29 protein-coding genes are annotated in these 26377 nt (G+C 31.4%); 20 read left to right on the top strand and 9 right to left on the bottom strand.

Going from position 1 to position 26377, the window contains the following annotated elements; genetic code table 11:
* Positions 1-8: 8 nt before the first annotated feature.
* From EYR00_RS11595 to groL, 10 genes are all read left to right on the top strand, one after another.
* A complete protein-coding gene (locus EYR00_RS11595; RefSeq protein ID WP_008791261.1) occupies positions 9-500 on the top strand; it encodes a PTS sugar transporter subunit IIA in 492 nt (163 codons plus the stop codon).
* Between the two features lie 3 nt (positions 501-503).
* Entirely contained in the window at positions 504-956 is a 453-nt protein-coding gene (gene rpiB, locus EYR00_RS11590; protein ID WP_003536003.1) for a ribose 5-phosphate isomerase B, read from the top strand.
* Position 957: 1 nt separating this feature from the next.
* Positions 958-1605 carry a DUF4867 family protein gene (locus tag EYR00_RS11585; protein WP_003536004.1) on the top strand — a complete coding sequence of 216 codons (648 nt, stop codon included), beginning with the start codon at positions 958-960 and terminating at the stop codon, positions 1603-1605.
* A 179-nt stretch (positions 1606-1784) separates the two neighbouring features.
* A complete protein-coding gene (locus EYR00_RS11580) occupies positions 1785-3374 on the top strand; it encodes an alpha-glucoside-specific PTS transporter subunit IIBC (protein WP_003536005.1) in 1590 nt (529 codons plus the stop codon).
* Between the two features lie 16 nt (positions 3375-3390).
* The gene (locus EYR00_RS11575; RefSeq protein WP_008791263.1) at positions 3391-4719 is read left to right on the top strand and encodes a 6-phospho-alpha-glucosidase; all 1329 of its coding nucleotides are present in this window, start codon (positions 3391-3393) and stop codon (positions 4717-4719) included.
* Between the two features lie 15 nt (positions 4720-4734).
* Positions 4735-5226, top strand: a complete 492-nt coding sequence (locus tag EYR00_RS11570) for a hypothetical protein (RefSeq protein WP_003536021.1) — start codon at positions 4735-4737, stop codon at positions 5224-5226.
* A gap of 12 nt (positions 5227-5238) precedes the next feature.
* A complete protein-coding gene (locus EYR00_RS11565; RefSeq protein WP_003536023.1) occupies positions 5239-5727 on the top strand; it encodes a PTS sugar transporter subunit IIA in 489 nt (162 codons plus the stop codon).
* A 112-nt stretch (positions 5728-5839) separates the two neighbouring features.
* Positions 5840-7174, top strand: coding sequence for an MATE family efflux transporter (locus tag EYR00_RS11560; protein ID WP_003536025.1), 1335 nt, complete (start codon positions 5840-5842; stop codon positions 7172-7174).
* A 122-nt stretch (positions 7175-7296) separates the two neighbouring features.
* Entirely contained in the window at positions 7297-7557 is a 261-nt protein-coding gene (locus tag EYR00_RS11555) for a GroES family chaperonin (protein ID WP_003536027.1), read from the top strand.
* A 13-nt stretch (positions 7558-7570) separates the two neighbouring features.
* Complete coding sequence (groL, locus tag EYR00_RS11550) at positions 7571-9187, top strand: chaperonin GroEL (RefSeq protein WP_003536029.1); 1617 nt, start codon at positions 7571-7573, stop codon at positions 9185-9187.
* Between the two features lie 42 nt (positions 9188-9229).
* Here the strand turns inward: groL and EYR00_RS11545 are convergent, their stop codons facing one another.
* The 3 genes from EYR00_RS11545 to EYR00_RS11535 all read right to left on the bottom strand — a co-directional run bounded on the left by EYR00_RS11545 (position 9230) and on the right by EYR00_RS11535 (position 12576).
* Positions 9230-11134: an NAD(+) synthase gene (locus EYR00_RS11545; protein ID WP_040434192.1), complete on the bottom strand. Its 1905-nt coding sequence runs from the start codon at positions 11132-11134 to the stop codon at positions 9230-9232.
* An 81-nt stretch (positions 11135-11215) separates the two neighbouring features.
* Positions 11216-11374: a hypothetical protein gene (locus EYR00_RS11540; protein WP_003536039.1), complete on the bottom strand. Its 159-nt coding sequence runs from the start codon at positions 11372-11374 to the stop codon at positions 11216-11218.
* A 38-nt stretch (positions 11375-11412) separates the two neighbouring features.
* Positions 11413-12576, bottom strand: coding sequence for an MFS transporter (locus EYR00_RS11535; RefSeq protein WP_008791267.1), 1164 nt, complete (start codon positions 12574-12576; stop codon positions 11413-11415).
* Between the two features lie 198 nt (positions 12577-12774).
* On the opposite strand from EYR00_RS11535, the gene EYR00_RS11530 reads away from it, so the two are divergent.
* The 5 genes from EYR00_RS11530 (at position 12775) to EYR00_RS11510 (ending at position 17482) form a co-directional block, all read left to right on the top strand.
* On the top strand, positions 12775-13533 hold the full coding sequence (locus tag EYR00_RS11530) for a formate/nitrite transporter family protein (RefSeq protein ID WP_008791268.1): 759 nt from the start codon (positions 12775-12777) through the stop codon (positions 13531-13533).
* Positions 13534-14203: 670 nt separating this feature from the next.
* Entirely contained in the window at positions 14204-14743 is a 540-nt protein-coding gene (locus tag EYR00_RS11525) for an ECF transporter S component (RefSeq protein WP_040434193.1), read from the top strand.
* A 37-nt stretch (positions 14744-14780) separates the two neighbouring features.
* Complete coding sequence (locus EYR00_RS11520; protein ID WP_226814563.1) at positions 14781-15785, top strand: nucleoside/nucleotide kinase family protein; 1005 nt, start codon at positions 14781-14783, stop codon at positions 15783-15785.
* Between the two features lie 141 nt (positions 15786-15926).
* On the top strand, positions 15927-16673 hold the full coding sequence (locus EYR00_RS11515; RefSeq protein ID WP_008791271.1) for a metallophosphoesterase: 747 nt from the start codon (positions 15927-15929) through the stop codon (positions 16671-16673).
* A 56-nt stretch (positions 16674-16729) separates the two neighbouring features.
* On the top strand, positions 16730-17482 hold the full coding sequence (locus tag EYR00_RS11510; protein WP_003536060.1) for a MurR/RpiR family transcriptional regulator: 753 nt from the start codon (positions 16730-16732) through the stop codon (positions 17480-17482).
* Positions 17483-17619: 137 nt separating this feature from the next.
* On the opposite strand, the gene chbG is transcribed toward EYR00_RS11510, so the two are convergent.
* Positions 17620-18360 carry a chitin disaccharide deacetylase gene (gene chbG, locus EYR00_RS11505; protein WP_008791272.1) on the bottom strand — a complete coding sequence of 247 codons (741 nt, stop codon included), beginning with the start codon at positions 18358-18360 and terminating at the stop codon, positions 17620-17622.
* Between the two features lie 123 nt (positions 18361-18483).
* Here chbG and aroE point away from each other — a divergent pair, with 123 nt between their 5' ends.
* From aroE to EYR00_RS11485, 4 genes are read left to right on the top strand one after another with little or no spacing between them, the layout of a single operon-like run.
* A complete protein-coding gene (aroE, locus tag EYR00_RS11500; RefSeq protein ID WP_003536062.1) occupies positions 18484-19353 on the top strand; it encodes a shikimate dehydrogenase in 870 nt (289 codons plus the stop codon).
* Entirely contained in the window at positions 19353-19940 is a 588-nt protein-coding gene (gene rdgB, locus EYR00_RS11495) for an RdgB/HAM1 family non-canonical purine NTP pyrophosphatase (RefSeq protein WP_003536063.1), read from the top strand. Before aroE ends, rdgB begins: the two co-directional genes overlap by 1 nt.
* The gene (locus EYR00_RS11490; RefSeq protein WP_003536064.1) at positions 19941-20450 is read left to right on the top strand and encodes a tRNA (cytidine(34)-2'-O)-methyltransferase; all 510 of its coding nucleotides are present in this window, start codon (positions 19941-19943) and stop codon (positions 20448-20450) included.
* Positions 20440-21090, top strand: a complete 651-nt coding sequence (locus EYR00_RS11485; RefSeq protein WP_003536065.1) for a TIGR01906 family membrane protein — start codon at positions 20440-20442, stop codon at positions 21088-21090. The genes EYR00_RS11490 and EYR00_RS11485 overlap by 11 nt, the downstream gene beginning before the upstream one ends.
* Here the strand turns inward: EYR00_RS11485 and EYR00_RS11480 are convergent.
* The 5 genes from EYR00_RS11480 to EYR00_RS11460 form a co-directional block, all read right to left on the bottom strand.
* Positions 21080-21784 (bottom strand): restriction endonuclease, encoded by a 705-nt coding sequence (locus EYR00_RS11480; protein WP_003536066.1) that lies wholly within the window; start codon positions 21782-21784, stop codon positions 21080-21082. The two genes, EYR00_RS11485 and EYR00_RS11480, sit on opposite strands and share 11 nt — an antisense overlap.
* Positions 21785-22080: 296 nt before the next feature.
* Complete coding sequence (gene rbr / locus EYR00_RS11475) at positions 22081-22665, bottom strand: rubrerythrin (protein WP_003536067.1); 585 nt, start codon at positions 22663-22665, stop codon at positions 22081-22083.
* 24 nt (positions 22666-22689) lie between these two features.
* The gene (locus EYR00_RS11470; RefSeq protein ID WP_003536068.1) at positions 22690-23079 is read right to left on the bottom strand and encodes a Fur family transcriptional regulator; all 390 of its coding nucleotides are present in this window, start codon (positions 23077-23079) and stop codon (positions 22690-22692) included.
* A 117-nt stretch (positions 23080-23196) separates the two neighbouring features.
* Positions 23197-24054, bottom strand: coding sequence for a Cof-type HAD-IIB family hydrolase (locus EYR00_RS11465; protein ID WP_008791275.1), 858 nt, complete (start codon positions 24052-24054; stop codon positions 23197-23199).
* A gap of 120 nt (positions 24055-24174) precedes the next feature.
* Positions 24175-25089 carry a nucleoside recognition domain-containing protein gene (locus EYR00_RS11460; RefSeq protein ID WP_008791276.1) on the bottom strand — a complete coding sequence of 305 codons (915 nt, stop codon included), beginning with the start codon at positions 25087-25089 and terminating at the stop codon, positions 24175-24177.
* A gap of 54 nt (positions 25090-25143) precedes the next feature.
* Here EYR00_RS11460 and hflX point away from each other — a divergent pair, with 54 nt between their 5' ends.
* A complete protein-coding gene (hflX, locus tag EYR00_RS11455; RefSeq protein WP_008791277.1) occupies positions 25144-26373 on the top strand; it encodes a GTPase HflX in 1230 nt (409 codons plus the stop codon).
* Positions 26374-26377: the final 4 nt, after the last annotated feature.

The raw sequence follows: 26377 nt of genomic DNA, 5'->3' as shown, positions 1-26377 counted from the left end.
TGAAAATAATGGGATTATTTAATAAATGGAAGAAAAAAGTAGAAGTTGAACCATATCGTATTAGTGCACCAGTAGCTGGAAAAGTAATTGATATCAAAGATACAAATGATCAAGTATTTAATAGTGAAGCATTGGGAAAAGGAGTAGGCATCATAGCATCAGAGAAACAAATAACTGCCCCAATCGGTGGTCAAATTGTAAGTTTTTTTCCTACAAAACATGCGGTTGGAATTAAGACGGATAAAGGTGTAGAATTATTGATTCATGTTGGAATTGATACTGTTGAATTAAACGGTAAACATTTTATCTCAATGAAGAAACAAGGTGATACGGTTGTACGTGGCGATATTTTACTAAAGGTTGATTTTGATGCAATTAGAGAAGCTGGTTACGATCCAACAGTCTTGATGGTAGTGACAAATACTGCTCAATATGCACAAATCAAATGTAATTTAGGAAATAAAAGTAATAATGATATTATTATTGAGATAGAGGAGTAGAAAATGAAAATTGGAATTGGAAATGATCATGTTGCAGTTGAATATAAAAATGTGATCAGAGAGTATATTGAAGCAAAATATGGCTATGAAGTAATCAATTATGGTACTGATAGCAGTGAAAGATTTAATTATCCAGTTTCTGGTGAAGCGGTCGCTAATGCAGTTGTAAATGGTGAGGTTGATAAAGGTATCGTAATCTGCGGAACAGGCGTAGGAATTTCTTTGGCTGCCAACAAAGTAAATGGAATTCGCTGTGTGACATGTAGTGAGCCATATTCAGCCAAATTATCAAGAGAGCATAATAATACTAATATGCTGGCTTTTGGCGCACGAGTAGTAGGAATTGAACTTGCAAAAATGATTGTTGATGCCTGGTTAACTGGTGAGTATGAAGGTGGGCGTCATCAAGTTAGAATTGATATGCTCAAAGATATTGAAGTGAGGCAATGTAAGTAAGATGTCATTAGAAATAATTCAAACTTTAAATCCTGAATATACAATCAAAAGTATTACTGACGAAGCTTTTAGAACTTATGGTAAGGTTATTGATAATAATATTGATGAAGCAATTGAATTTTGTATAGACTTTGTTCAGGCAGCTAAACAAGATAACTTTTATCTTCCTAGCGTTTTAGAAGTAGAACAATTGTCTTCGATTATTGAGCTGTCACATCGTGTTTATGGTTATTTAGAAATAATTGCAGGTATTGTCGCCGGTGATAATGTTGAATTAAGTGGAATTGAATATCATCAAGGAAGTGAAACAATTATTGCAGTCACTGATTATATTTTAGTAGTTGGGCATATATGGGATATGCAAGATGACACATATAATAGTTCTAAATGTGAACTTTTCTATGTTCCGAAAGGTACGATCGTTGAATGTTATAGTGCTACTTTACATTACACTCCTATAGCGGTTAGTAAAGAAGGCTTTATAACTATTTGTTTATTATTAAAAGGAACTGGCGATATTTTAGAAAAGCGTAAAAAGATTTTAAAGAAGAAAAATAAATGGTTTATTGCTCATCAGGATAACCTAGAAAAGATTGCCTCAGGGGATTATCCGGGTTTATTAGGCAGAAAAATCATAATTGATCATTAAGCAAGATTTTTATAATCTTGCTTCTTTTTTATTTGTGAAATTTCACGTTAAAATGTGATAATGGGCTATTATCTTAACATCGGTACAAACAGCCTTCAAAATATTGTAAGCGCTTTTAATTATTGTTAAGATAGGCATATAGGGACCTATACATTAGAAAAGTGAGGAGAGTTTAGAATATGATGCAAAAAATTCAAAGATTTGGTGGGGCGATGTTTACACCAGTCTTGTTATTTGCTTTTTCAGGAATTGTCATCGGTGTTTGTACAGTATTCCAAAGTGATGTCATCATGGGAAGTATTGCAGCATCGGACACTACTTGGTTTAAAGTATGGTATGTTGTAAAAGAAGCAGCATGGACAATCTTTAGACAAGTCAACTTATTATTTGTTATTTCGTTACCAATTGGTCTAGCTAAAAAACAAAATGCTAGAGCATGTATGGAATCATTTGTTTTATATTGTACCTTTAATTATGCATTAGCAGCACTATTAAGCAATTGGGGTTCATTTGTAGGAATTGATTACGCAATTGAAGCTGGTAGTGGTACAGGTCTTGCTAGTGTAGCAAGTATTAAAACGTTAGATACTGGAATGGTTGGTGCATTGATTGTTGCTGGTGTTGCAGTATGGTTGCATAACCGTTATTTCGATACAAAACTGCCTGAATGGTTAGGAGTATTTAGAGGTTCTTCGTTTGTGGCGATGATTGGTTTTCCTGTAATGATTGGATTAGCAGTTATTTTCTTCTTTATTTGGCCACAAGTTCAACATGGAATTGCTGGTGTTCAAACATTTATTATTAGCAGTGGCGCCTTAGGGGTATGGGTGTATACTTTCTTAGAAAGAATTCTGATTCCAACAGGATTACACCATTTTATTTATATGCCGTTTATGTATGATTCAGTTGCAATTGAAGGCGGAATCAAAACTGCTTGGGTAGCAGCAATGCCAGAAATCGCTAAATCAACAGCTTCATTAAGAACATTGTTCCCAGCTGGTGGTTATGCATTATATGGTTTCTCTAAAATGTTCGCTCCACTAGGTATTAGTGCGGCATTCTATGCAACAGCAAAAGAAAACAAGAAAAAAGAAGTATTAGGATTAATGATTCCGGTTACTTTAACAGCAATGTTTGCAGGGATTACAGAACCAATTGAATTTACATTCTTGTTTATTGCGCCGGTAATGTTTGCAGTGCATTCTGTTTTGGCAGCATCATTAGCAACAGCACAATATTTAATTGGAATTAGTGGTGACTTTGGAAGTGGAATTATTTCTAATGCGGCCTTGAACTGGATTCCACTTGGATCAGCACATTGGCAACAATATTTATTATCAGTTGTAATTGGTCTAGTTTTCTCAGGAATTTGGTTTATTGTATTTAAATTTATCATTGAAAAATTTGATTTTAAAACACCTGGTCGTGAAGACGATGATGAAGAAGTTAAGTTGGTTTCAAAAGCTGAATATAAAGCTTCTAAAGAGGATACAAGCAATGATCCAACTGGAAATATTGAAGTTAAAGGTGGCGATGCTGGTAAAGCAGCAGCTTTCTTAGCGGCATTAGGTGGTAAAGATAATATAGAATCAGTTACAAACTGTGCAACTCGCTTAAGAGTATCAGTTAAAGATGAAACATTAGTACAACCGGTTGGAGTCTTTAAAAAGGCTGGTGCTCATGGTTTAGTTGCTAAAGGTAAAGCGTTCCAGGTTATCGTTGGATTAACAGTACCTTATGTAAGAGAAGAATTTGAAAAGTTATTATAAAAAGGGGAGAAGAAGAATGAAAAAACAATCATCTATTTGTATTGCTGGCGGTGGAAGTACTTTCACCCCAGGAATTGTTCTAATGCTTATGGAAAATCAAGAACGTTTTCCAATTCGTCAAATTAAATTATATGATAATAATGCAGAGCGACAAAATAAATTAGCTGAAGCATTAGGAATTTTAATGAAAGAAAGATATCCAGAAGTTGCCTTTTCTTGGACAACTGATCCAGAAACGGCATTTACGGATATTGATTTTTGTATGGCACATATTCGTGTTGGTTTATACGCAATGCGTGAACTAGATGAAAAAATCCCATTAAAACATGGTGTTGTTGGTCAAGAAACATGTGGACCTGGTGGTTTAGCATATGGAATGCGTTCAATTGGTGGTGTTTTAGAAATTTTGGATTATATGGAAAAGTATTCTCCTAATGCCTGGATGTTGAATTATTCAAATCCAGCTGCTATCGTAGCTGAAGCAACTAGAAGATTACGACCAAATTCTAAAATTATTAATATTTGTGATATGCCAATTGGAATTGAAAGAAATTTTGCTACTATTTTAGGCTTAGAATCACGTAAAGATATGATTGTAAGATATTATGGTTTAAATCACTTTGGCTGGTGGACATCAATTACTGATAAAGAAGGTAATGATTTAATGCCAAAAATTAAAGAACATTGTCGTCAATTTGGTTATGCTGTTGATACTGAAGATTTTCAACATCGCGATCAATCTTGGATTGATACTTATACTAAAGTTAAAGATGTATATGCGGTTGATCCTGATACATTACCAAATACTTATTTAAAATATTATTTATATCCAGATTATGTAGTTGAACATTCAAATAAAGAATATACACGTGCTAATGAAGTTATGGATGGACGAGAAAAAAGAGTATTTGGGGCAGCTGCTGATATTGTAGCGAAACAAACTGCTAAAGATTGTGGATTTAGTACGGATACACATGCTGCTTATATCGTCGATTTAGCTTGTGCAATTGCTTTTAATACAAAAGAAAGAATGTTGTTGATTGTTCCTAACGATGGTGCAATAATTAACTTTGATCCAACAGCAATGGTTGAAATTCCATGTATCGTTGGTAATGAAGGTGCTGAACCATTAAAAATGGGAGAAATTCCACAATTCCAAAAAGGTTTGATGGAACAACAAGTATCAGTTGAAAAATTATGTGTTGAAGCTTGGATCGAAGGAAGTTATCAAAAAATGTGGCAAGCTTTAACATTATCAAAAACAGTACCAAGTGCTAAGGTAGCAAAAGAAATTTTAGATGATTTAATTGAAGCAAATAAAGGATATTGGCCAGAATTAAAATAATAGGAGGAAGTGAAAATGGTGTACGGAAAACTACAATCAATATTTAAATTTTTTAAAGGAATGAGTGCCTTGGATATTGTAAAATATCTATTTGTGGGTATTCCTATCTTGATTCTTGGATTCTTGTATTTATTTATGGCCCAAGGGGATATTGAAAAGATGTTTAATGAACCTTTGATTGTGGGACAATTATTACTCGTTCTAGCAATGCCATTTTGTTATCTTGCAATGCGCAATATCTGTCAAGATCTTAAAGATCGAAAAAAACGTGATGGATTATTAATTCCGTTATGGATCTTAATTGTCTATCAAGTTAGTTCATTTAATATGATTTGTAGTTTTCTCATCATTTATGGTACTTTCCAAGAGTATGGTAAAGGAATGTTTGCAATAAAAAAATTCACTATAAATAATAGTACTAAAGCGATGTTAGTGGGATTGATTCCGCTTGGTATGTTGTACGGATTAGTTTTATTTGTTAAAATTAGATTAGGAATACTATTCTAGGAGGAATCAGGAATGTTAAATTTGTTTAAGAAAAAAAGTAAATCAGTAGAAGTATTAGCACCACTAACCGGGACGACACTTTCAATTGAAGAAGTGCCAGATCCTGTCTTTTCAGAAAAAATGATGGGGGAAGGAATTGCCATCAAGCCTACTACAGATACAGTTGTAGCGCCGTTTAAGGGGACAGTTAAAATGTTAATGCCTAATTCTGGACATGCAGTTGGTCTGTTGAGTGAGGATGGTCTAGAAATATTGATCCATGTGGGGATGGATACAGTTTCGTTAGAAGGGGAAGGATTTGAAGTTTTAACAGAAGTTGAAGCTAAAGTAGAGTCGGGTGATCCATTAATAAAATTCGATGAAGCATTTTTGAAATCAAAAGAGATGGATACTCTTACAATGGTTGTTGTAACTAATCCTGGTGATTTTCAACCGGAGCAGTTCTTAACAAATAAAGAGGTTAAAGCGGCTAACGATCCGATCATGGTTTATAAAAAATAATAGAAAAGTATTATTGGTTAAAAACTGATCATCATTTGGTGATCAGTTTTTTAGTTAGCTATTTTAATCATTAGTGTACTGGAGTATACTGTAGATATTTGGAGGGAAAATAATGGAAGGGAAAAATGGTTTAATGACACATGGCAATATTGCAAAACAGCTGATCGTGTTTGCGATACCATTATTGGTTGGAAATTTATTTCAACAGCTGTATAATACAGTCGATAGTATCGTTGTAGGTAATTTTATTGGTGATCAAGCTTTAGCAGCAGTAAATTCCAGTGGACCAATTATTGATATGCTGGTTAGTTTTTTTATGGGGTTATCATTAGGTGCCGGTGTTTTAATTTCTAATTATTTTGGAGCTCAAGATTGTCAGGGAGTTAAAGAAGGTGTTCATACAGCAATGGCTTTAGCGCTTGTTTCAAGTCTTATCACAACAATAGTCGGAGTGATTTTCACCCCAATAATCTTAAAATGGGTAAGAGTTGATTCATCCGTAATTGGGCAGAGCATTATTTATTTACGGATTTATTTTTTAGGAGTAATTGGTTTAATTATTTATAACATGATTAGTGGAATCTTAAGAGCGGTTGGTGATTCTAAATATCCATTATATTTTTTAGTTGTTTCATCGATTGTAAATATTATTTTAGATTTGGTATTTGTTGTAATTTTTAAGATGGGAATTGCTGGGGTGGCGATTGCTACTACGATTGCTCAGATCACTAGCGCATTATTATCAATTTATATTTTAGTGAGATCTAAAGAAATGTATAAACTAGAATTGCAGCAGATTCATTTTTATCCCGATATTTTAAAAAAGACAGCTAAGATTGGAATGCCTAGTGCAATGCAAAATGCGGTAGTTTCTTTTTCAAATATTATTATGCAGTCAAATATTAATGTGTTTGGTGCTTATGCGATGGCTGGAACAGGTTCATATACTAAAATCGATGGATTTGCTATCTTACCGGTTTTAAGTTTTGCAATGGCATTAACAACTTTTGTTGGACAAAATAAGGGTGCACAAGAATATGAAAGAATAAAAAAAGGGGCACGTATTGGAACTTTGATCAGCTGTGGGATCATTTTGACACTGACAATCATTATTGTTTTTACAACCCCGTATTTATTAAGAATTTTTTCATCAAATTCCCAAGTAATTGAATATGGACGAACGATGATGTTATGTATTGCTCCAGGCTATTTATTTTTAACTCTATCCCAATGTATTTGTGGTGTTTTGCGGGGTGTTGGAAGAACCAATATTCCAATGTTTGTTCTAATTGGGTGCTGGTGTATTTTTAGAGTAATCTGGGTTACAGTAACAACTAACATTTTCCATAACATTGTTTTTGTAAATTTAGGCTGGCCAGTTTCTTGGATTTTTAGTTCGCTTGTATTAGGCATATATTATTATAAAGCTAACTGGTTATATGACTAGGTTCTTCTTTTTTGAAGAATCTTTTTTTGTAAAAAATTAGCACTTGTATTGACAAAGTGCTAGAAAAGGATATAATAATTTTAGCACTTAGGAATGGCTAGTGCTAAAAAGGAGTGATTAAAATGATTAAGCCATTACATGATAATGTTATTTTGAAAAAAGATGAAGTAGAAAATAAAACATCTAGCGGAATTATTTTAACAACCGAAACAAAAAAGATTCCCAGTGTAGCAACAGTTGTTGCTTTAGGTCCTGATTGTAAATCCGAAATTAAAGAAAATAGTAAAGTTGTTTACAAAGAATATTCAGGAACTAATATTAAAATTGACGAAGTAGATTATATTGTCATCGAAGAAAAAGATATTTTAGCTTATATTGCTTAGGAGGTAATTAGAAATGGCAAAAGAAGTTAGATTTTCAAGTGACGCCCGCAAGTCAATGTTAAAAGGAGTAAATACTCTTGCAGACGCTGTATGTATTACGTTAGGTCCTAAGGGGCGAAATGTTGTGTTAGAAAAAAGTTATGGTTCACCATTGATTACTAATGATGGTGTTAGTATTGCTAAAGAAATTGAATTAGAAGATAAATTTGAAAATATGGGAGCAAAATTAGTATATGAAGTAGCTAATAATACTAATGATGTTGCTGGTGATGGAACAACAACAGCAACTATTCTTGCTCGTAATATGATCAATAGCGGGATGAAAGCCGTTGATAAAGGATGTAATCCTGTTCTAATGCGTGAAGGTATTGAATATGCGAGCAAAGAGGTAGCAAAAACTATTTTGAAGAATTCACGTAAAGTTGAAACTAGTGGAGATGTTGCTAGTGTTGCAACGATTTCGGCTGGTAGTAAAGAAATTGGAGATTTAATTGCTGAAGCGATGGATAAGGTTGGTCGTGATGGGATTATTAATGTTGATGAAAGTAATGGATTTGATAATGAATTAGAAATCAGTGAAGGAATGCAGTATGATAAAGGATATGTTTCGCCATACATGGTTTCTGATCGTGAAAAAATGCAAGTCGAATTAGAAAATCCATATGTTTTAGTAACTAATCATAAAATTAATAATTTACAAGAAATTTTACCAGTACTTGAACAAGTTTTAAAGACAAACAAACCATTATTATTGATTGCTGAAGATTATGAAAATGAAGTAATTTCAACTTTAGTTTTAAATAAATTACGTGGTACTTTCAATGTTGTTGCAACTAAGGCTCCTGGTTTTGGTGATAATCAAAAAGAAATGCTGCAAGATATTGCTGCATTAACAGGTGCAAAACTTTATAATAAAGACTTAAATATGAAGTTGGAAGAACTTCAATTAGAAGAACTTGGTACTATTAAAAAAGTTATTGTGACTAAAGATAATACTACTATGATCAGTGGTAATGAAGAAAATCCTGAGTTAAAGGCACGAATTGAAGAAATAAAAACAAGAGTTGCTAGCAGTACTAGTGATTATGATAAAAAACAATTCCAAGAACGCCTTGGTAAGTTAACAAATGGGGTTGCAACAATTAAAGTTGGAGCGACTACTGAAAGTGAATTAAAAGAAAAGAAATTACGTATTGAAGATGCTTTAAATGCTACTAAAGCAGCAGTTGCAGAAGGTATTGTAATTGGTGGTGGAGCAGCATTAGTTGAAGCTTATAAAGAATTAAAACCAGTGCTTAAAAATGATAATGTTGATGTTCAAAAAGGTATTAATATCGTGATGGAAGCATTATTATCACCAATTTGTCAAATTGCTGAAAATGCTGGATATAACAGCGAAGATATTGTTGATATGCAAAAATCTGCAGCTAAAAATCAAGGATTTGATGCCAAAAATGGTGAATGGGTTGATATGTTTGATAAAGGAATTATTGATCCGACTAAAGTTACTCGTAGTGCATTATTAAATGCTGCAAGTATCTCAGCTTTATTTATTACAACTGAAGCTGGTGTTGCAGAAATTAAGTCTGAAACACCAGAGGCTCCAATGATGCCAAATCAAATGTATTAATAAAAAAGGTTTTGTATTGATTTTAAATACAAAACCTTTTTGTTATATTTTTTCGATTTCATCGATCCAGTTACTTACGTTTGCATCACTTGGCATTCGCCAGTCACCACGAGGAGAGAGAGAGACACTTCCAACTTTAGGACCATCTGGGATACAGCTACGTTTAAATTGTTGGCTAAAGAAACGCCAATAAAATTTAGTTAGCCATTTCTTAATAGTTTTTTTGTCGTATTTATCTTTAAAAGCTAGTTTAGTTTTACGATATAGTTTACGTGGTTCATCACCAAAACGGACCATATGATAAATAAAGAAATCATGCAGCTCATATGGACCTACGATATCTTCAGTTTTTTGAACGATCTGATCATTTTCTTGAGGTAATAACTCTGGTGAAACAGGTGTATCTAGTATATCTTTTAAGATTGTTTCTAATTTTTCTCCATGATACAAACTAGCTATGTAATCAACTAAATAACGAACTAAGGTTTTAGGAACAGAGACATTTACTGCATACATTGACATATGATCGCCATTGTATGTTGACCAGCCTAAAGCAACTTCTGATAAATCTCCAGTTCCAATCACAAGACCACCAACTTGATTAGCTTTATTCATGAGAATTTCTGTTCTTGTTCTTGCTTGAACATTTTCATAAGTAACATCATGAATATTTTCATCTTGTTCAATATCTCTAAATTGAATACGGACAGATTCTGTAATATCAACTTCAATACTTGTTACAGCTAATTCTTCCATTAATCCTAAGGCATTGTTTTTAGTCCTTGAAGTAGTTCCAAAACAAGGCATTGTAATTGCAATAATATCTTTTGTATCATAATTTAGCTTTTTGAAGGCCATCGTACATACTAATAAGGCTAAGGTAGAATCTAACCCCCCCGAAATACCAATAACGACTTTTTTGATTCCGGTGGCTTTTAAGCGTTGCATTAAACCTCTTGTTTGGATATCAAATACCTCTTTACAGCGTTTAGCCCGTAAGTCTCGATTACTAGGGACAAATGGGTGGGGATCATAATAATATGTGGTATTTAAATCGATATTTGTTGAATCAAAATAAATAGTTTCATAATTATGATATGATTTAAAAGTTGTCATTTTTCGACGTTCACTTGATAATTTCTTTAAATCGAGATCACCATAGATCAGTTCACTGTCAAAACCTCGGCTCTCTTTGATCATTGTTCCATTTTCACTAATAATGTGATGCCCACTAAAAACAACATCTGTGGTACTTTCGCCATTACCGGCATTACAATAAACATAGCCACAAACTAAACGAGCTGATTGAGAACTTACTAGTAAACGACGATAATCGCTTTTTGTTGTAATTTCATTGCTGGCAGAAGGATTTAAAATTAAATTAGCACCATTTAAAGCCAGTTTAGTACTTGGGGCATCTGGTAACCAAAGATCTTCACAAATTTCAACTCCAAATTTAAAATCTGAATTAGTTGTTGAAGCAAAAACATAGTGAGTTCCAAAAGGTATCTTTTGACCATTAAAGTTTGTCAGTGTATTTTCTTTTGGGGCTTGTTCAAAACGACGAGCTTCATAAAATTCCTGATAATTAGGAATATGTGTTTTAGGGACTAAGGCAAGCAGCGCCCCTTGATGAATTACTGCAGCTACATTATAAAGACTATTTAAATGTTGATAAGGTAAACCGACAATGGTGATTAAATCTTTATTATTTGTTGCAGTGATAATTGTTTGCAGTTGCTGTTTAGCCTCATTTAATAAGCGATCTTGATTGAAAAGATCTTCACAAGTATATCCGGTTAAACAAAGCTCGGGTAGAACTAAAACTCTAGCATCATTATGATAAGCTTCATTAATTAAGTTACAAATATTTTCACTATTATTTTTTACGTTAGCAATACTAGTTTCAAAAGAACCAGCAGCGACACGGATGTATCCATCTTTCATTATATCTCCTCCAATGACTATATTGTACACTGATAAATGTTTCTAAACAAGCTGAAAAAAGTAATCTAATTATTGACTAGATTACTTTTTTAAAACCATGACCTTTTCATTTTTTAAATCAAGTTCGTCGGTGAATTGGAAGCCGCGCATTTGATATAAAGAAGTGGCAGCTTCTAATTGTAAAACGATTTTGCGATTTTGTTCATCTACTTTTTTATGATTGTCAAAATTTTCCACCATATTTATAATATTAATAATTATTGCATTTCATGATTAGATTATTCAACTTTTTTAGTAAACTTGAATTTAAAACATAAGATCAAAGCAATTGTAATTGAAGAAGCAAAAATTAGATACATAATGGTATAGCCATTATTTCCTGGGAAAATATCTAAAACTCGACCTCCAATGATTTGAAAAATCAAAGCTGAAAAGCCTTTGGCTAACATCGATGAAATACCATAGGCACTATTGACATATTGTTCATCAACTAAATCTAATATAATTCTTACAGCAACAAGAATAAAAACAATTGTTGTTAGACCTTGAAAAAAGAAAACAGACATAATCAAATATGGTGCTGGACAAGTTGAATACCAGACAAAGCGAATGATAGATAAAACACAGGCAAATATCATTAAAGCTTTATATGAAATCTTTTTCATATAACGATCTGAAAATAAGACAGCAGGGATCTCTGATAAGGTACTAAATAACAGAGTCGTTCCTACAATCGTAGTAGTCCCTCCTAAACCTTTGATTACTAATGGGAGGTAAACCATTTGGGCAGAACTTGGGCCTTGAAAAAGAATATAGATTAACATAAAAATTTTAAAAGGTTTGTTGTGCCATAAATGTTTTAAAACTTCTTTAGTTGTTACTTTGGCTGCTTTACCAACGATAAGCGGTTTAGCATCGTGCATCATATAAAAAGAAAACAACATGAGCAATAGACCAGCTGCAAAAATATAGAAGTTTGCAGTTGGTGAAATATAGTCATAAACAATACCGCTTACCTGAGCAGCAATAGCATAAAGAATAGATCCCCAAACTCTGATTGCTCCAAATGGATATGGTGAGGCAGTAGCTAAACGATCTGTTAAGGCGGTAATTCCGTTTAAACAACCTTGAGTGAAGCCGTTCAATAAAAATAAAAAGATAAAAGACTTTGTTGAAGCAAATAGTAAACCAAAAATAATTGTTAATGCACCAGTTATAATTGCGACTAGTTTTGGACTTTTAAATTTATCAGCTAGAAAACCTGTAATTGGTTGAGTCGCCATTGCAAACAAAGCCGCAGCCGAAGTGATTAATGAAATTTCAGTAGCCGAGCAGTTTATTCCAGCAAGATAGACAGAAATGATACAAGAAAACATTGCCCATGAAAAATAGAACATCCCATTTCCTAAGGCGTAGTAGATATAACTTCCCTTTTTGAACATGTATGACCCTCCAAATATTTTTTGATGCTTCGATTTTATCACTGAAATTTTTTAAGTAAGCGCTTTTTCATTTTTTGGAAAAGAATATCTAGAATCCGGTATAAGAGCTATATTTTTTACAACATAGCACCAGACAAGTAATTTGTTGAACTTGGAAGAATAATGGTTTATAATGAAACAGGTTTGGAGGGTTTCAATATGAGTTTTGAAATGTTATCAGATTTAGGGATAAAAAAATATGAAATGTGTCGTGATGATATTGGGCGCTTCTTTGCTCGTTCAGTAGTTGCGGGATTATATTTAGGATTAGCGACGATCTTATCAACAACATTAGGAACATTGCTATTTAAAGATAATTTAATTGCTTCAAAAATTGCTGTAGCAGGTTCATTTGGAATCGGATTAGTAATTATTGTAATTTTAGGATCAGAGTTATTTACAGGAAATTGTTTTACAACAATGATTCCTGTTTATGGTAAGAAATTGAAGTTTCGTCAGATAATTCCCATGTGGATAGTTTGTTATTTTGGGAATTTTGTAGGAATTGCACTAGTTTGTTATTTATTTTTTATTAGTGGTAGTAATCATGAACTGCTTTCGGAATATGTTGTTAGTTGTGCAAATACAAAATTAAGTTTTGATATCATTGAATTATTAGTCAAAGCAGTTTTATGTAACTTTATCGTTTGTGTAGGTGCTTACGTAGGGATGAAGATGCAGGACGATACGGCCAAAACAATTATTATGATGATTGTGGTTATGGCATTTGTTTTACCTGGATTCGAACATAGTATTGCTAATATGGGTTCTTTCACTTTAACGATAGGGGCTTTAGGAAGTGGTGCTAACTTTGGTTTGATTGCTATACATATGATCGTAGTAACTTTTGGTAATATGATTGGTGGTGGAGTTTTGTTAGGATTACCACTATATCTAATGATTAAGCCAAATAAATAAAGATCTATGATAATGAATTTATGATTCATTATTAATAGATTTTTTTATTTGCATTTATTACGGTTTTAAATTTTTGTTCGGGAATAAATTATATCAATATCAAAAATACCTAATCAATCAGCTTTATTAATACTAAGAATAACATCATAATCATCTTTGTTGATAAAAGTACGATAACATAGAGGTGTTAATTGATTGGTAGAAATTGTATGTTTTGATGATTATTTTTAAGTATCAGTATAGTTAATTGCTCTTTTAAAATGTGCCTATAGAGATAAAACGCTCATCTTCTTCAATAATACTAGCTTGATATTGATAGGAAATTAATTATTTTGATGAAGCTAGTCCAATTAAAAGATTAAATTTTTGGTAACCTTTATTTTACCTGAATATAGGAAAATAGTTAATTTAAGATTATTTTGTGGTGCATACATACACAATTTCTACTGACAGTCATCAATAACTCTTTTATTTAAAAAAAATTATTGCCTAAGCGATTGAACTTGATTATTGATGTTGACAAAACTGTGGTTTATCGATAAAATTTTTATACATGATTAAAGCAAGAATAGACGTTGTCAAGAAGATAACATTATGCCATGAAGGTAGTAGACTGTTTTGAAAAACAGGTATTTTTATGGCTTTTTTCATGTTTTATAAGGAGGGAAAAATGAAAAATTTAAGTGTTAGAAATATCGTTTTAGCTGGTTTTTTCTTGGCAGTAGGAATTGTTTTACCGTTTTTTACGATGCAGATACCAAGTATCGGCAACATGTTGTTACCAATGCATATCCCAGTATTGATTTGTGGGTTTGTTTGCGGGTGGCCGTTAGGATTAATTGTTGGCTTTATCTTACCATTGCTTAGAAGTATGTTATTTACAATGCCGCCAATGTATCCAACTGCATTAGCTATGGCTTTTGAATTAGCTGCTTATGGAGCTTTAACAGGGTTATTTTATAATCGTTTAGCTAAAAAGCCGCTCAATACTTATATTGCTTTAGGAATAGCGATGATTGGTGGAAGAGTAATCTGGGGAATTATTAGTGCAATATTATATGGAATGGCAGGACAGCCATTTGAATTTGCAATCTTTATAGCTGGAGCTTTTACCAATGCAATTCCTGGAATCATATTACAGCTGATCGTGATTCCAATATTAATTATGGCATTAGAAAATGCGCATTTAATTAAATATAATAATGATTAGTGCACTCGTTAAAACTCAGCTAGAGAAATATCCCCAAATGAAGGCTCAGGATATTATTAAATTGATTTATCAAAATGAATTTGGTGGTGGACATATGATTGATGATCCTGAGACTAGTTTAAAGCGTTTAAAAGATGAGGCAAAGCAGTTAAAAAATAATAGTTTTATTGAAGAAGACATAGGGAATGATTTGGTTCGTGTTTACTTAGGAAATGCTGGTGAATTAGAACTGCTTACATTAAATCAATTATTTGTATATTCTGCTAAACTAATGAACGGGAGTATTATTTCCTTCATTAATAAGTTAGAGCAATTAAAGAGTGCTTGTCAAAGAGGGACAATTAGTTTTGATTATAGGCAAATTTGTTTAGAAATCGAAAATTACGAGAAACTTAATTATCCTCCTATTAGTCATTCATCAACATATCGGGAACTATATCAGCCACATTATCGAGTTATTAATAAACAGATTTATAGCTATTTTCCCGTAATTTTAAAAATTAATCAATTATTGCAAACAACCGATCGTTTAAATATTGCTATTGATGGAAAATGTGGTGCAGGGAAGTCGACCCTTGGTGAAATGATTAAGGCAATTTTTGAAACAAATCTTTTTAAAATGGATGATTTTTTCTTACAGCCTTTTCAACGAACTGCTGCTCGTTTAAATGAACCGGGTGGAAATATTGATTATGAACGTTTTAAAGAAACAGTAATTGTTCCTTTGCAACATCAGGAAAGCGTTAAATATCAGCGTTTTGATTGTTCAAAGATGGCTTTAGAAGCTCATGTAGAATTAATTCCATATTCTCGCTTTAATGTTATTGAGGGAACTTACAGTATGCATCCGTATTTTGGAATGTTTTATGATTTCACGATTGCTTTGAACGTATCTGATGATATTCAAGCTAAGCGTATTTTAATGCGTAATGGTGAGATGATGTATGAGAAATTTAAGAAAATCTGGATTCCTTTAGAGAATAAATATTTTGATCAGTATAATATTTTTAATGTTGCGGATTTGCAATATTATAGTAATTAAGCAGCAATTTTAAGGAAATAAATTGCTGTTTTTATTTTGTGAAAAAGCCTTATTAAATCAAAAAATTACTGATTACTTTTAGCATATCTGTTTAAAAAATGTTTGTTTAATGATAAACTTAAATAAGAAAGGGTGATAGTAATGCCTAAAAATATATATGTACTTTCTGACCTTCATGGCCACTACAATATTTTTATCAAAATGTTGGAAAAAATTAATTTTTCTGATGATGATGTTCTATATATTTTAGGGGATTGTTGTGATCGAGGTCCAGATAGCTTAAAAATTTATTTATATATTCAAAAATTTGATAACATTCATTTAATTAAGGGAAATCACGAGATTATGATGCGTGATGCTTTTAAAGTTGATGACCCTGCTTCATCACAAGGCCGGATGTGGGCTCAAAATGGTGGAAATAAAACATTTCACAGCTACCATGAATATTTACATAAAAAAGCATTTAATGACTGTGATTATAAAGTAATTAAAGCGGCGTTTTATAAGATGATGATTGATTACATTGACCGTTGTCCTTCATTTATTGAACTGAATTGTAATGGTCAAGATTATGTATTGATTCATGCAGGAATCAATCCTGAAAAGGGGTTATATGAACAAACTGAAGAAGAATGTGCATGGATGCGCGAGTATTTCTTTATGTCAAAAGGTTTGGATAATAAGATTATTATTTTTGGTCATACGCCAACTTGTTATATTCATCAGGCAAGTGGCTGTTTTGATGTTTGGTATGATCCGGTTTTTAAAGATAAGATCGGGATTGATGGCGGTTTAGGACCATTTGATAAAGGGCAGCTAAATTGTTTATGTTTAAATACTCAAGAAGTATTTGTAATTAAAAAAAGTGAATTGGCTATTCAGGAATAGAAAAAACTCTAATTTTAAAATTAATAAGAGTAGAATTAAATCAAGGGAGGTATTTTATGAATTTATTAATAAGTAGAATATTAACGTATTTAAATGGGACATTGCTTTATGATTCACATTATCGTTTTTGTAAATTCATTGTTTATCATTACTTAGAATTAGAGGATTTATCTTTCAATGAAGTTAGTGAAAAAAGTCAAATCAGTAAAGAGGATATTTTAAGGTTTTGTGCTTTGCTTGGTTTTGATGATTATGATACATTTAAAGCCGAACTGTTGAGATCACATATGATTCGTTTAGATCAGATTCGGGCTCGAATGCTTGGGGTTAATAGTGAGCAGCTGATTGATGAAATGGAAAAATCTTGTTCGAATGAAGTAATGAGTGAATATATCTCGACTATTTGTGAAGCTATCTTTAAAGCTAAGCGTGTTGTTTTAATAGGAGCTTTATATCCGATGTCTATTGCAGTAGAATTTCAAACTGACTTAGTTAGTTTTGGGAAACCAGTAATTCAGTATCATAATTTTGATAAAGATATCCAGCTTGATGAAAATGATGTTACTATTTTTGTGTCTGCAACAGGTAGGTCAATGAATTCATTTGTTGAAATAAAAAAAGAATTACGGGTTGATTTAACAACCTCTATTTTAATTACTCAAAATAAAACATATGCTTTAGATGAATATAAGATTTCTGATTATGTAATTCAAGTCCCGGGAAAATTTGATGGAATCAATTTTAATTATCAAATTATGACTATTTGTGATTTATTAAGAGTACATTATTATCAACAATACTATTTGTAAAATGAATAATAATTTATCTTTTTTTGTTAATTATTAAAAGAGGATTTCCAAAATGGAGATCCTTTTAATCTATATAAAAAATAAAAGACTGTTTTACAGCCTTTTATATAATAATTAATTTTTATTTTTAAATCCATTTATATCTTTTTTAAATCACTATAGTTAATTAATTGAATGTTATTATCCTTAATAAAGTTTTTCATTTCTTCACTACGTAATAATGCCAATTCTTTCATTCGTGGTAAGCAATAACTAGTCATATCGTATAAACGTTGATCAACATATGCAGGATGACACATATATTCTAAAGTTTCTTCATCAACTTTCATTGAATTAGACATAAAATCATAAGTGATCAAATCATCATACATTTGATCATTACAACGTACATATTCATAATTATCAATGATTTGGTCCCGTTGTCTGATCGGTAGATCATATTCTCTTGCTAATTTAATTACCACTTCTTGATGTTGCGGTAATAGATGAACATGGTGATGAGAGTCAATATGAGTTGGTTTTTTACCAGCTATTTCAATGAATTTCTCTATTTGAGCTTTCCACTCTGTGTATAATTCTTCAGGATCAGCATGGGGTTGATGATCTGGATAGTCTTTTGGACGAATAAAGTTACCATCTTTATCAGTATAACTTTTAGCACCATCTACTAATGGTCTCCCAACTGTTAAGACTAAGTGGATCCCAACACCTAAATCTGGATAATTTTTAGCTTGATCTAAAGCAAATTTAGCAAATGGCATATTCATCATACATGTAGTTGATGTAAGAATTCCATCAGCATGTGCCATTAAAATACCAATTGAATTTCCTTCGGTCATACCAAAATCGTCAGCATTAACAATTAATTTTTTTATCATTTCATAGTCCTCCGTATCTATATCTCCATTATAGGCTATTATAAAAATAATATATATTTTTTTCAAAAACTGCAAACTTTCTGTCATCCATGCTATAATACTTTTAAAAAATGGAGGGAGATCATGAAATCACAAATTAGTGCAACAACAAGTTTATATGCTTTTATCGCTAGTCCTGCACATCATTCTAAATCACCAGCGATGCATAATACAGCCTTTGAACAATTAGGCCTTGATAGTGTTTATTTAGCATTTGATATAAAGAGTGAGGAATTAAAAGATACGATTGCTGGGTTTAAGGCGATGAAAGTTAGAGGAGCTAATGTTTCAATGCCTCATAAACAAAATATTATTCCGTACCTTGATGAAATATCAACAGCTTCAAGATTATGTAATGCAGTGAACACAATTACTTTTAAAGATGGAAAATATTATGGTACGATTACCGATGGAATTGGCTTTACTAGAAGTCTTGAAGAGCAAGGATGGTTGATTAAAGACAAAAAGATAACTATGGTCGGAGCCGGCGGTGCGTCAACTGCAATTATGGTACAGCTTGCTTTAGATGGGGTAAAAGAAATAATCGTTTATAACCGAACTATGCGTACAGAGTTTCAGGAGATAATCAATAATACAATTATTGAAACAGGTTGTACGATTACCTTAAAATCTTTAAGTGATTTAGAAAGTTTGAAAAAAGATATGCACAGCAGTTATCTTTTTATCAATACTACTGGTGTCGGTATGGAACCGATGTTAGAACGATCAGTAGTACCAGATGCTTCTTATTTTAAACCAGATTTAAAAGTAGCTGATATTATTTATCAGCCTGCAGTTACAAAAATGCTGCGATTAGCAAAAGAAGCGGGTTGTGCAACGATGAATGGTGAATTGATGCTGCTTTATCAAGGAGTTGAATCATTTAAAATATGGACAGGTCAAGAAATGCCAATTAATGAAGTAAAAAAAGTACTAGGAATCGAGGTAAAATAATGAAAGAAATAATTGTTGCTTCAACTAATCAAGGAAAAATCAAAGAAATTAAAGCAATGCTTAAAGATATTGATATTGAAGTATTATCGATGAAAGATGTTTTAGAGCAAGAATTGGAAATTGAAGAAACAGGAACAACATTTAAAGAGAATGCACTGATTAAAGCTCAAACAATTGCAAATATTGTTAACAAGCCGGTCTTAGCGGACGATAGTGGTCTAGAAGTTGATGCTTTAGACAAACAACCAGGAATTTATTCAGCACGTTTTTTAGGTGCAGATACTAGTTATAATATTAAAAATCAATACATAATTGATGCGCTTAAAGATAAAGAGCGTACTGCTCGCTTTGTTTGTGCGCTGGCTTTAGTTATACCTGGTCAAGAACCAATTTTAATTGAAGAAACGATGGAAGGCTTGATCAATGATAAAATTGAAGGAGCTAATGGGTTTGGATACGATCCAATTTTCTATTTTCCGCCATGTCAGATGACTTCGGCAATGATGTCAATGGAGGAAAAAAATAAATACTCACATCGAGCTAAAGCTTTAAAAAAATTATATACGATTTTAAAGGAGATATTATAAATGAATCATATCGTATTAGTTCATCCAGCCATTCCCCAAAATACAGGGAATATTATGAGAACGTGTGTCGCTACTAACACTAGTTTACACATTATTAAACCAATGAGTTTTGAATTAGATGATAAAAAAATGAAACGTGCGGGATTAGATTATGTTAAAGATCTAAATTTGTATGTTTATGAAAACTATGAAGAGTTTGAACAAAAAAATCCTGGAGAATATCATTTTTTTACGCGTTATTCACATCTTTGTTACACTGATCAAGACTTTAGCGATGATAAAAAAGAACATTATTTATTTTTTGGTCATGAACATGATGGAATACCTAAAGAAATTTTAACCAAGCATTTAGATCGTTGTTTAAGAATCCCGATGAGTGATAAAGTTAGAAGTTTGAATCTATCAAATTGTGCTGCTATTTGTATTTACGAGGTTTTAAGACAACAAAGTTATCCAAATCTTTCAAAAGTTGAAGTTCAAAAAGGGGAAGATTTCTTATATGAGTTATAATAAAAAAGACATTTTTTTAGCAACGATGTTAATGTTATTTATTATTTCATTAGCAATAGTATTCACTGTCTTTTTTAAACAGCTGTATTATTTAGATATTAATTATTTAGGAATTGATTTAACGAGTGGAATGTCAGTTGAAACAATAAAAAAGAATTACGATGTTTTAATTGCATATCAGTCGATCTTTTATCGGGGAACGTTGAATCTGCCAGATTTTGTAATGTCAACAAACGGTAGGATTCATTTTGAAGAAGTAAAAACAATTTTTGAGGCAATCCAGGTAATTATGGTAGTTAGTGGGTTGATCTCATTACCGTTAGTAATTAGACGATTTAAAGAAAAAGAATATCGTTTTTTAAAGCTTACTGGGCTGATTACTATTATTGTACCAGCAATGTTGGGTTTTGTTGTAGCATTAGATTTTGAAAGTGCTTTTATAACTTTTCATCAAATTGTATTTAGAAACAATTATTGGGTATTTGATTATCGTAGTGATCCGGTAATCAATATTTTACCAGAAACCTTTTTTATGCATTGTTTTATTATGATTGTTATAATTGTAATTACTCTAGCAGGGTTATGTTTATTTTATTATTATCATAAGCAAAAGCAAATAATAAACGATACTATTGAATAGTATCGTGATAATCATGAATCGTATATTCAGGCTCTTTTAAAATAATAGGAGTCTTTTTTTTATCTTTCAAAATTTTAACAATGATACTGATAAACAAAAACATATTTATCAATAAAGGAATCAGTAAATAGTCTTGATGCTGTAAATAGTAATAAGATAAAATGGCGGTAGTAATGAAGGTAAACAGAGGATAATAAAGTGGTAATGATTTAGTTAAAATCTTAGATTTTTTTAAATAGTGATAAAGAGTATCTTGATCCCATAACTCAACATTTGTATTTTTAGCGAGATTAATTGCAGCACTGCTAAAAGTATTGTTAGTGAAGACTACTGGAATATCGCACTGATAGTATTCACAACCGCTTTTTGCTTCCTGAACTGCTTTGATTCCTACTGTTTTGCTGTAACGTTTACATTGTATAGCATATGTATATTTGTTTTTATATGCAAAGACATCAATTCCATAATCGCTACTGCTTTGGCTGACATTCACTTGTTTAAAGCCGTTTTTTTCTAATAATGTTTTGGTGAAATACTCAAAATCATGACCATCCATTGTATTGATATATTCTAAATCTAAATTATTAAAGTAAATATTTTTAATTATTTTATATATTAGTTTAAAAAGTATAGTAATTATTTTTAAGGGTAAAACAAAAATTGTATTAATGAGCCATAAGATAATTAGTTTCATTGTCGCACCTCGCTAGTCATTATATCATAAAATTAAATATTACAAAATTGTAAGAATATTGTCATGAAGTTCGATGGTTTGTACTATTAAAATAGATTATTATATAAGTGTAGGAGGTGGCAAGAATGAAAAATATAAAAGAATTAATTGCTATCATCAAATTTAGTTTTCAATTATATTTTAATCACTAAAATAGTTGATTTATATAGATAGCAGTTAGACTGTACAAAAGAAACTATTCAAAGCAGTTTTTTAATATTAATAATAAAAAGCCCTCTAGTAAGGGCTTTAAATAATTATCCTAAAAAGAAAGTATTTACTTCAAAGTGAGCTTGAGGATGATCACAAGCTGGACATCTTTCTGGTGCTTCTAAACCTTCGAAAATAAATCCACAGTTATTACATTTCCATACAACTGGTGTTTCTCTTTTAAATGTATTACCAGCTTCTAAAGCTGCTAATAATTTTAAATATCTTTCTTCATGATGTTTTTCAGCAATTGCAATGCTGTCTAAAACTGTAGCAATATCTTCAAATCCTTCTTCACGAGCTGTTTTAGCAAAACTTGGATACATATCTGTATATTCTTCGTTTTCTCCTGCAGCAGCTGCTTTTAAGTTTTCAGCAGTAGTACCTAATAATACTGGGAAGTTTCCATCAGTATATAATGTTTCTCCGGCTAAATCTTTATTCATTAATTTCATTAATCTTTTGGCATGTTCTTTTTCTTGATTTGCTGTTTCTAAGAAAATATTTTGAATTTGTACAAATCCTTCTTTTTTAGCGATTGAAGCATAGTAAGTATAGCGATTACGTGCTTGGCTTTCTCCCGCAAATGCATGCATTAAGTTGTTAGCTGTTTTAGTTCCTTTAAGTGTCATAGTTAGTTTCCTCCGTTATTTTCTTTAATTTTTCTTTTTTAAACATTCTTCACATATACCGCTAAAAACAATATCCGTTTTTTCGATATGATGTTTAGTATGTTCTTGTACTACATTACTAATGTTTTCATCATGGTAAGTGATGTCAAACACTTGATTACATTCATTACAGATAAAATGATAATGATCACTAATGTCCCCGTCGAAATGGACGATTGTTTGACCAACATCTAATTTTCTGATCATTTTAGCATCAGCTAAAAAGTTAAGATTACGATAAACAGTTCCTAAACTTAAGCCGGGGTTATCTTTTTTTAAATCACTATAAATAGCTTCAGCAGTAGGATGATCGCATCTTGCTTTTAAATTTTCGTAAATCAATTCACGCTGTTTAGAGTATCTTGTCTTTGGCATACGCTACCTCCTTTTCTATAATAGTAATGGTTACTATTATAGTATATCTTTTGTTAGTATATGTCAATAGCTTATTGATAATTATTATTAATAAAAGAAAAAGTACGCTTCAGCGTACTAATCTTTTAATTCTGGAATGTATTTATATAATGCTTCAGCAATACCATCTTCATCATTAGATAAAGTTATATATTGACTAATATCTTTTAAGTCTTGAACGGCATTAGCCATAGCAACACCTGTTCCTGCATATTTAACCATTGATGCATCATTATGACCATCACCAAAAGCAATCATTTCATCTTGGCTATAACCCATTGGTTTTAAAACAGTATCTAAAGCTTTAGCTTTATCAATTCCTTGAGCCGTAAATTCAAAGTAGAAAGGACCGGTAAACATACAGCTTAGACTATCTTTAAATGGTTCCATCATTTCTTGATAGTGTTCTTGAAGATATTCAGGATCACTAGTAGTTAAGATTTTATTGATCTCAAAATCAGCAAAAGCTGCTAAATCGTCAATCTCACATAACTTATAGTTTCCACCACGTGATTCATATTCAATAACATTGAATGGTGCACCATTGAAATTAATATAGTTATCATAAACATTGTTGACAAACATATATTCACCTTTGTCAATCATTGGACGTACACGATCGAACTTCTTCATATGCTCTAAGACAGCTTTGCCTTCTTCAATGCTCAATGGTTGATTAAATAATTCTTCTTTTGTTTGGCAGTCAACAACTTTACTACCATTATAACATACGAATAAACCATGATATTTATCCATTTGTAATTCATGCCCTAATCCAATAAGGCCAGATGTTGGACGCCCAGAAGCTAAAATTAATTTAATACCTAACTCTTGTGCTTTCATTAAAGCTGCTTTAGTTTTTGGGGTAACAATTTTTTGACTGTTGGTTAATGTTCCATCAACATCCATAATAATTATTTTAAATTTGCTTTCCATAATCATTCTCCTCTTTACATCTTTCTATTATACTGAAAATATTTGTCGAGGACGATTCTTTTTAATAAATGAAAAAATTATTTCATTAAAAATAATAAGATGGTTAAAAAAATGATAAGCTCATAACAGATAAGTTAAAATTAATAGACATAAGGTAAATGAACAAAGACCATGAAATAAGCGAGCTTTGAAATAAGCCTTAAAACTATAGTCAATTCCATCTAAAAGATTATCCGTTTGCATCATTACACTAAGACCACTAAAAGATAGATTAAAACAAATTAAGCTATATACTAGCGGGGTATGACTAAATTGTAATAGTTGAAGACTTCCAGAACTAAACTCAAGAACTCCCTGAATAATAGCATTAATGAAGCTGTCCTTAATAATATGACCAATAGCATATCCTACAAATTGAAAAACCAGCATATAACCAAGGATGAAAATAAAAGCATAACATGAACTTAAAATGCTTTGTTTCAAAGCTTCCACAAAACTGACATGGGGCTTTTTTAGTCTAATGATTGATTCCTTCAAACTTTGAAACTCATAATGCTGGTGATAAAATAAAGCTTTAATAATACTAGGTGCTAGATGACAAAAATATATGATCAATGGATATTCAAGATGCAATGATACAAAAATAAAGGAAATTGAAGCAAATGAAGCAATAGATAAAAGATGTTGTAATTCTTGAGAATTAATATAATTTAATTCATATGCTTCTTTGATCATTTTAACATTAGTTGGATAACCACAAAAAAATGAGATGAAGTATATAGAAGACATGATTGGTGATAATTTAAATAATGGTTTAAAGATCCATTGGATTAAATAGCTAAAGAGATTTAATAACCCTAAAGATAAACAGAGTGAAATAAGGATCATAAATGGTAATAATGAAGGTAATAGATTATTAATAATTATTTTAATCACATTATTAGAGAGTGAAACAATTTGAAACATGTTAAAGAATGAAAATAGTGTAATAAAGGCAACTAATAGTAAAGTAAAATAGTAATTGAATTTTTTCATATGCTTTCCTTCTAGTAATATAAGATTAGATAAGGTAAAATGGAGTGGGGTGAAATGATGAAGGCATTAATAGTCGGTGTTAGATATAAAGAAATGAATTATGATTTAGATAATTCATTAATTGAATTAGAGGAATTATGTAAAGCATGTAATATTGAAGTGATAAAAAGATGTGTGCAAAATCTTGATAAGATTAATCCTTCATTATATATTGGTACTGGAAAGGTTCAAGAAATTAAAGGACAGTTAGATAATCTTGACCTAGTGATTTTTAACGAAGAATTATCACCACTACAAGTAAAAAATTTAACAGATATTTTAGATATTGAAGTAACTGACCGAACTGCTCTAATTTTACGAATTTTTGAAGTTCGAGCGAAAACCAAAGAAGCAAAACTGCAAGTTGAAATAGCTAAAGGTCAATATTTATTGCCACGTCTAGCGGGCATGAAAGAACATTTATACAGCCAGCAGGGTGGTTCGGGATTCAGAGGAAGCGGTGAAAAACAAATTGAATTAGATCGTCGTTTGGTTTCAAATCAAATCTTTAATGCTAAAAAGCAATTAGCTAATATTGTTAAACAGCGTCAAAATCAACGAAAAAGACGAAAAGACAATGAGATGAAGGTTATTGCTTTAGTCGGTTATACTAATAGCGGCAAAAGTACTTTAATGAATGCTTTTTGTCTAAATAAAAATAAGCAGGTATTGCAAAAAGATATGCTATTTGCAACATTAGAAACAGCGACACGGCATATTACGATCAATCAGCACCCCTGTTTATTGACAGATACAGTTGGTTTTATTGAGCGTTTACCGCATCATTTGATTCAAGCTTTCCGTTCAACTTTAGAAGAAGTAGTTGAAGCCGATTTGTTGATTCATGTTGTTGATGCTTCCAACCCTAATTATGAGCAGTATATTAATACTACTAATGCAGTTTTAAAAGAATTAGGGATAAAGGATACGCCGATGATTTATGCATATAACAAAGTTGATTTAAATAAATATGGCTTTATTGTACCGTTAGAGCCATATGCATTTATTTCTGCTAAGGAACGTATTGGACTAGAAGTATTAGAAAAGTCAATCAGCGATATCCTTTTTAAAGATTATGCAATCTATGATTTAAATATTCCTTATCAAGATGGTGAAGTATTTAAGTATTTACATCAGCATTGTTTAGTGTTAGAATTTCAGTATTTAGAAAATAGTATTTATATGAAAATCGAAGCTCATCCAAGATTTATGGTACAGTATGATCAATATTTATTAAAACATTAAAGGA

It is taken from the genome of Thomasclavelia ramosa DSM 1402, assembly GCF_014131695.1.
GTDB classification, from domain to species: Bacteria; Bacillota_I; Bacilli_A; order Erysipelotrichales; family Coprobacillaceae; genus Thomasclavelia; species Thomasclavelia ramosa.
Note: the sequence above shows the minus strand (reverse complement) of the source record. Positions and strands in the feature narration are given on the sequence as shown.

Bases quoted from the DNA above. Each gene is read 5' to 3' on its own strand.
- EYR00_RS11595 (WP_008791261.1), top strand. From the start codon at position 9: ATGGGATTATTTAATAAATGGAAGAAAAAAGTAGAAGTTGAACCATAT.
- rpiB (WP_003536003.1), top strand. From the start codon at position 504: ATGAAAATTGGAATTGGAAATGATCATGTTGCAGTTGAATATAAAAAT.
- EYR00_RS11585 (WP_003536004.1), top strand. From the start codon at position 958: ATGTCATTAGAAATAATTCAAACTTTAAATCCTGAATATACAATCAAA.
- EYR00_RS11580 (WP_003536005.1), top strand. From the start codon at position 1,785: ATGATGCAAAAAATTCAAAGATTTGGTGGGGCGATGTTTACACCAGTC.
- EYR00_RS11575 (WP_008791263.1), top strand. From the start codon at position 3,391: ATGAAAAAACAATCATCTATTTGTATTGCTGGCGGTGGAAGTACTTTC.
- EYR00_RS11570 (WP_003536021.1), top strand. From the start codon at position 4,735: ATGGTGTACGGAAAACTACAATCAATATTTAAATTTTTTAAAGGAATG.
- EYR00_RS11565 (WP_003536023.1), top strand. From the start codon at position 5,239: ATGTTAAATTTGTTTAAGAAAAAAAGTAAATCAGTAGAAGTATTAGCA.
- EYR00_RS11560 (WP_003536025.1), top strand. From the start codon at position 5,840: ATGGAAGGGAAAAATGGTTTAATGACACATGGCAATATTGCAAAACAG.
- EYR00_RS11555 (WP_003536027.1), top strand. From the start codon at position 7,297: ATGATTAAGCCATTACATGATAATGTTATTTTGAAAAAAGATGAAGTA.
- groL (WP_003536029.1), top strand. From the start codon at position 7,571: ATGGCAAAAGAAGTTAGATTTTCAAGTGACGCCCGCAAGTCAATGTTA.
- EYR00_RS11545 (WP_040434192.1), bottom strand. From the start codon at position 11,134: ATGAAAGATGGATACATCCGTGTCGCTGCTGGTTCTTTTGAAACTAGT.
- EYR00_RS11540 (WP_003536039.1), bottom strand. From the start codon at position 11,374: ATGGTGGAAAATTTTGACAATCATAAAAAAGTAGATGAACAAAATCGC.
- EYR00_RS11535 (WP_008791267.1), bottom strand. From the start codon at position 12,576: ATGTTCAAAAAGGGAAGTTATATCTACTACGCCTTAGGAAATGGGATG.
- EYR00_RS11530 (WP_008791268.1), top strand. From the start codon at position 12,775: ATGAGTTTTGAAATGTTATCAGATTTAGGGATAAAAAAATATGAAATG.
- EYR00_RS11525 (WP_040434193.1), top strand. From the start codon at position 14,204: ATGAAAAATTTAAGTGTTAGAAATATCGTTTTAGCTGGTTTTTTCTTG.
- EYR00_RS11520 (WP_226814563.1), top strand. From the start codon at position 14,781: ATGAAGGCTCAGGATATTATTAAATTGATTTATCAAAATGAATTTGGT.
- EYR00_RS11515 (WP_008791271.1), top strand. From the start codon at position 15,927: ATGCCTAAAAATATATATGTACTTTCTGACCTTCATGGCCACTACAAT.
- EYR00_RS11510 (WP_003536060.1), top strand. From the start codon at position 16,730: ATGAATTTATTAATAAGTAGAATATTAACGTATTTAAATGGGACATTG.
- chbG (WP_008791272.1), bottom strand. From the start codon at position 18,360: ATGATAAAAAAATTAATTGTTAATGCTGACGATTTTGGTATGACCGAA.
- aroE (WP_003536062.1), top strand. From the start codon at position 18,484: ATGAAATCACAAATTAGTGCAACAACAAGTTTATATGCTTTTATCGCT.
- rdgB (WP_003536063.1), top strand. From the start codon at position 19,353: ATGAAAGAAATAATTGTTGCTTCAACTAATCAAGGAAAAATCAAAGAA.
- EYR00_RS11490 (WP_003536064.1), top strand. From the start codon at position 19,941: ATGAATCATATCGTATTAGTTCATCCAGCCATTCCCCAAAATACAGGG.
- EYR00_RS11485 (WP_003536065.1), top strand. From the start codon at position 20,440: ATGAGTTATAATAAAAAAGACATTTTTTTAGCAACGATGTTAATGTTA.
- EYR00_RS11480 (WP_003536066.1), bottom strand. From the start codon at position 21,784: ATGAAACTAATTATCTTATGGCTCATTAATACAATTTTTGTTTTACCC.
- rbr (WP_003536067.1), bottom strand. From the start codon at position 22,665: ATGACACTTAAAGGAACTAAAACAGCTAACAACTTAATGCATGCATTT.
- EYR00_RS11470 (WP_003536068.1), bottom strand. From the start codon at position 23,079: ATGCCAAAGACAAGATACTCTAAACAGCGTGAATTGATTTACGAAAAT.
- EYR00_RS11465 (WP_008791275.1), bottom strand. From the start codon at position 24,054: ATGGAAAGCAAATTTAAAATAATTATTATGGATGTTGATGGAACATTA.
- EYR00_RS11460 (WP_008791276.1), bottom strand. From the start codon at position 25,089: ATGAAAAAATTCAATTACTATTTTACTTTACTATTAGTTGCCTTTATT.
- hflX (WP_008791277.1), top strand. From the start codon at position 25,144: ATGATGAAGGCATTAATAGTCGGTGTTAGATATAAAGAAATGAATTAT.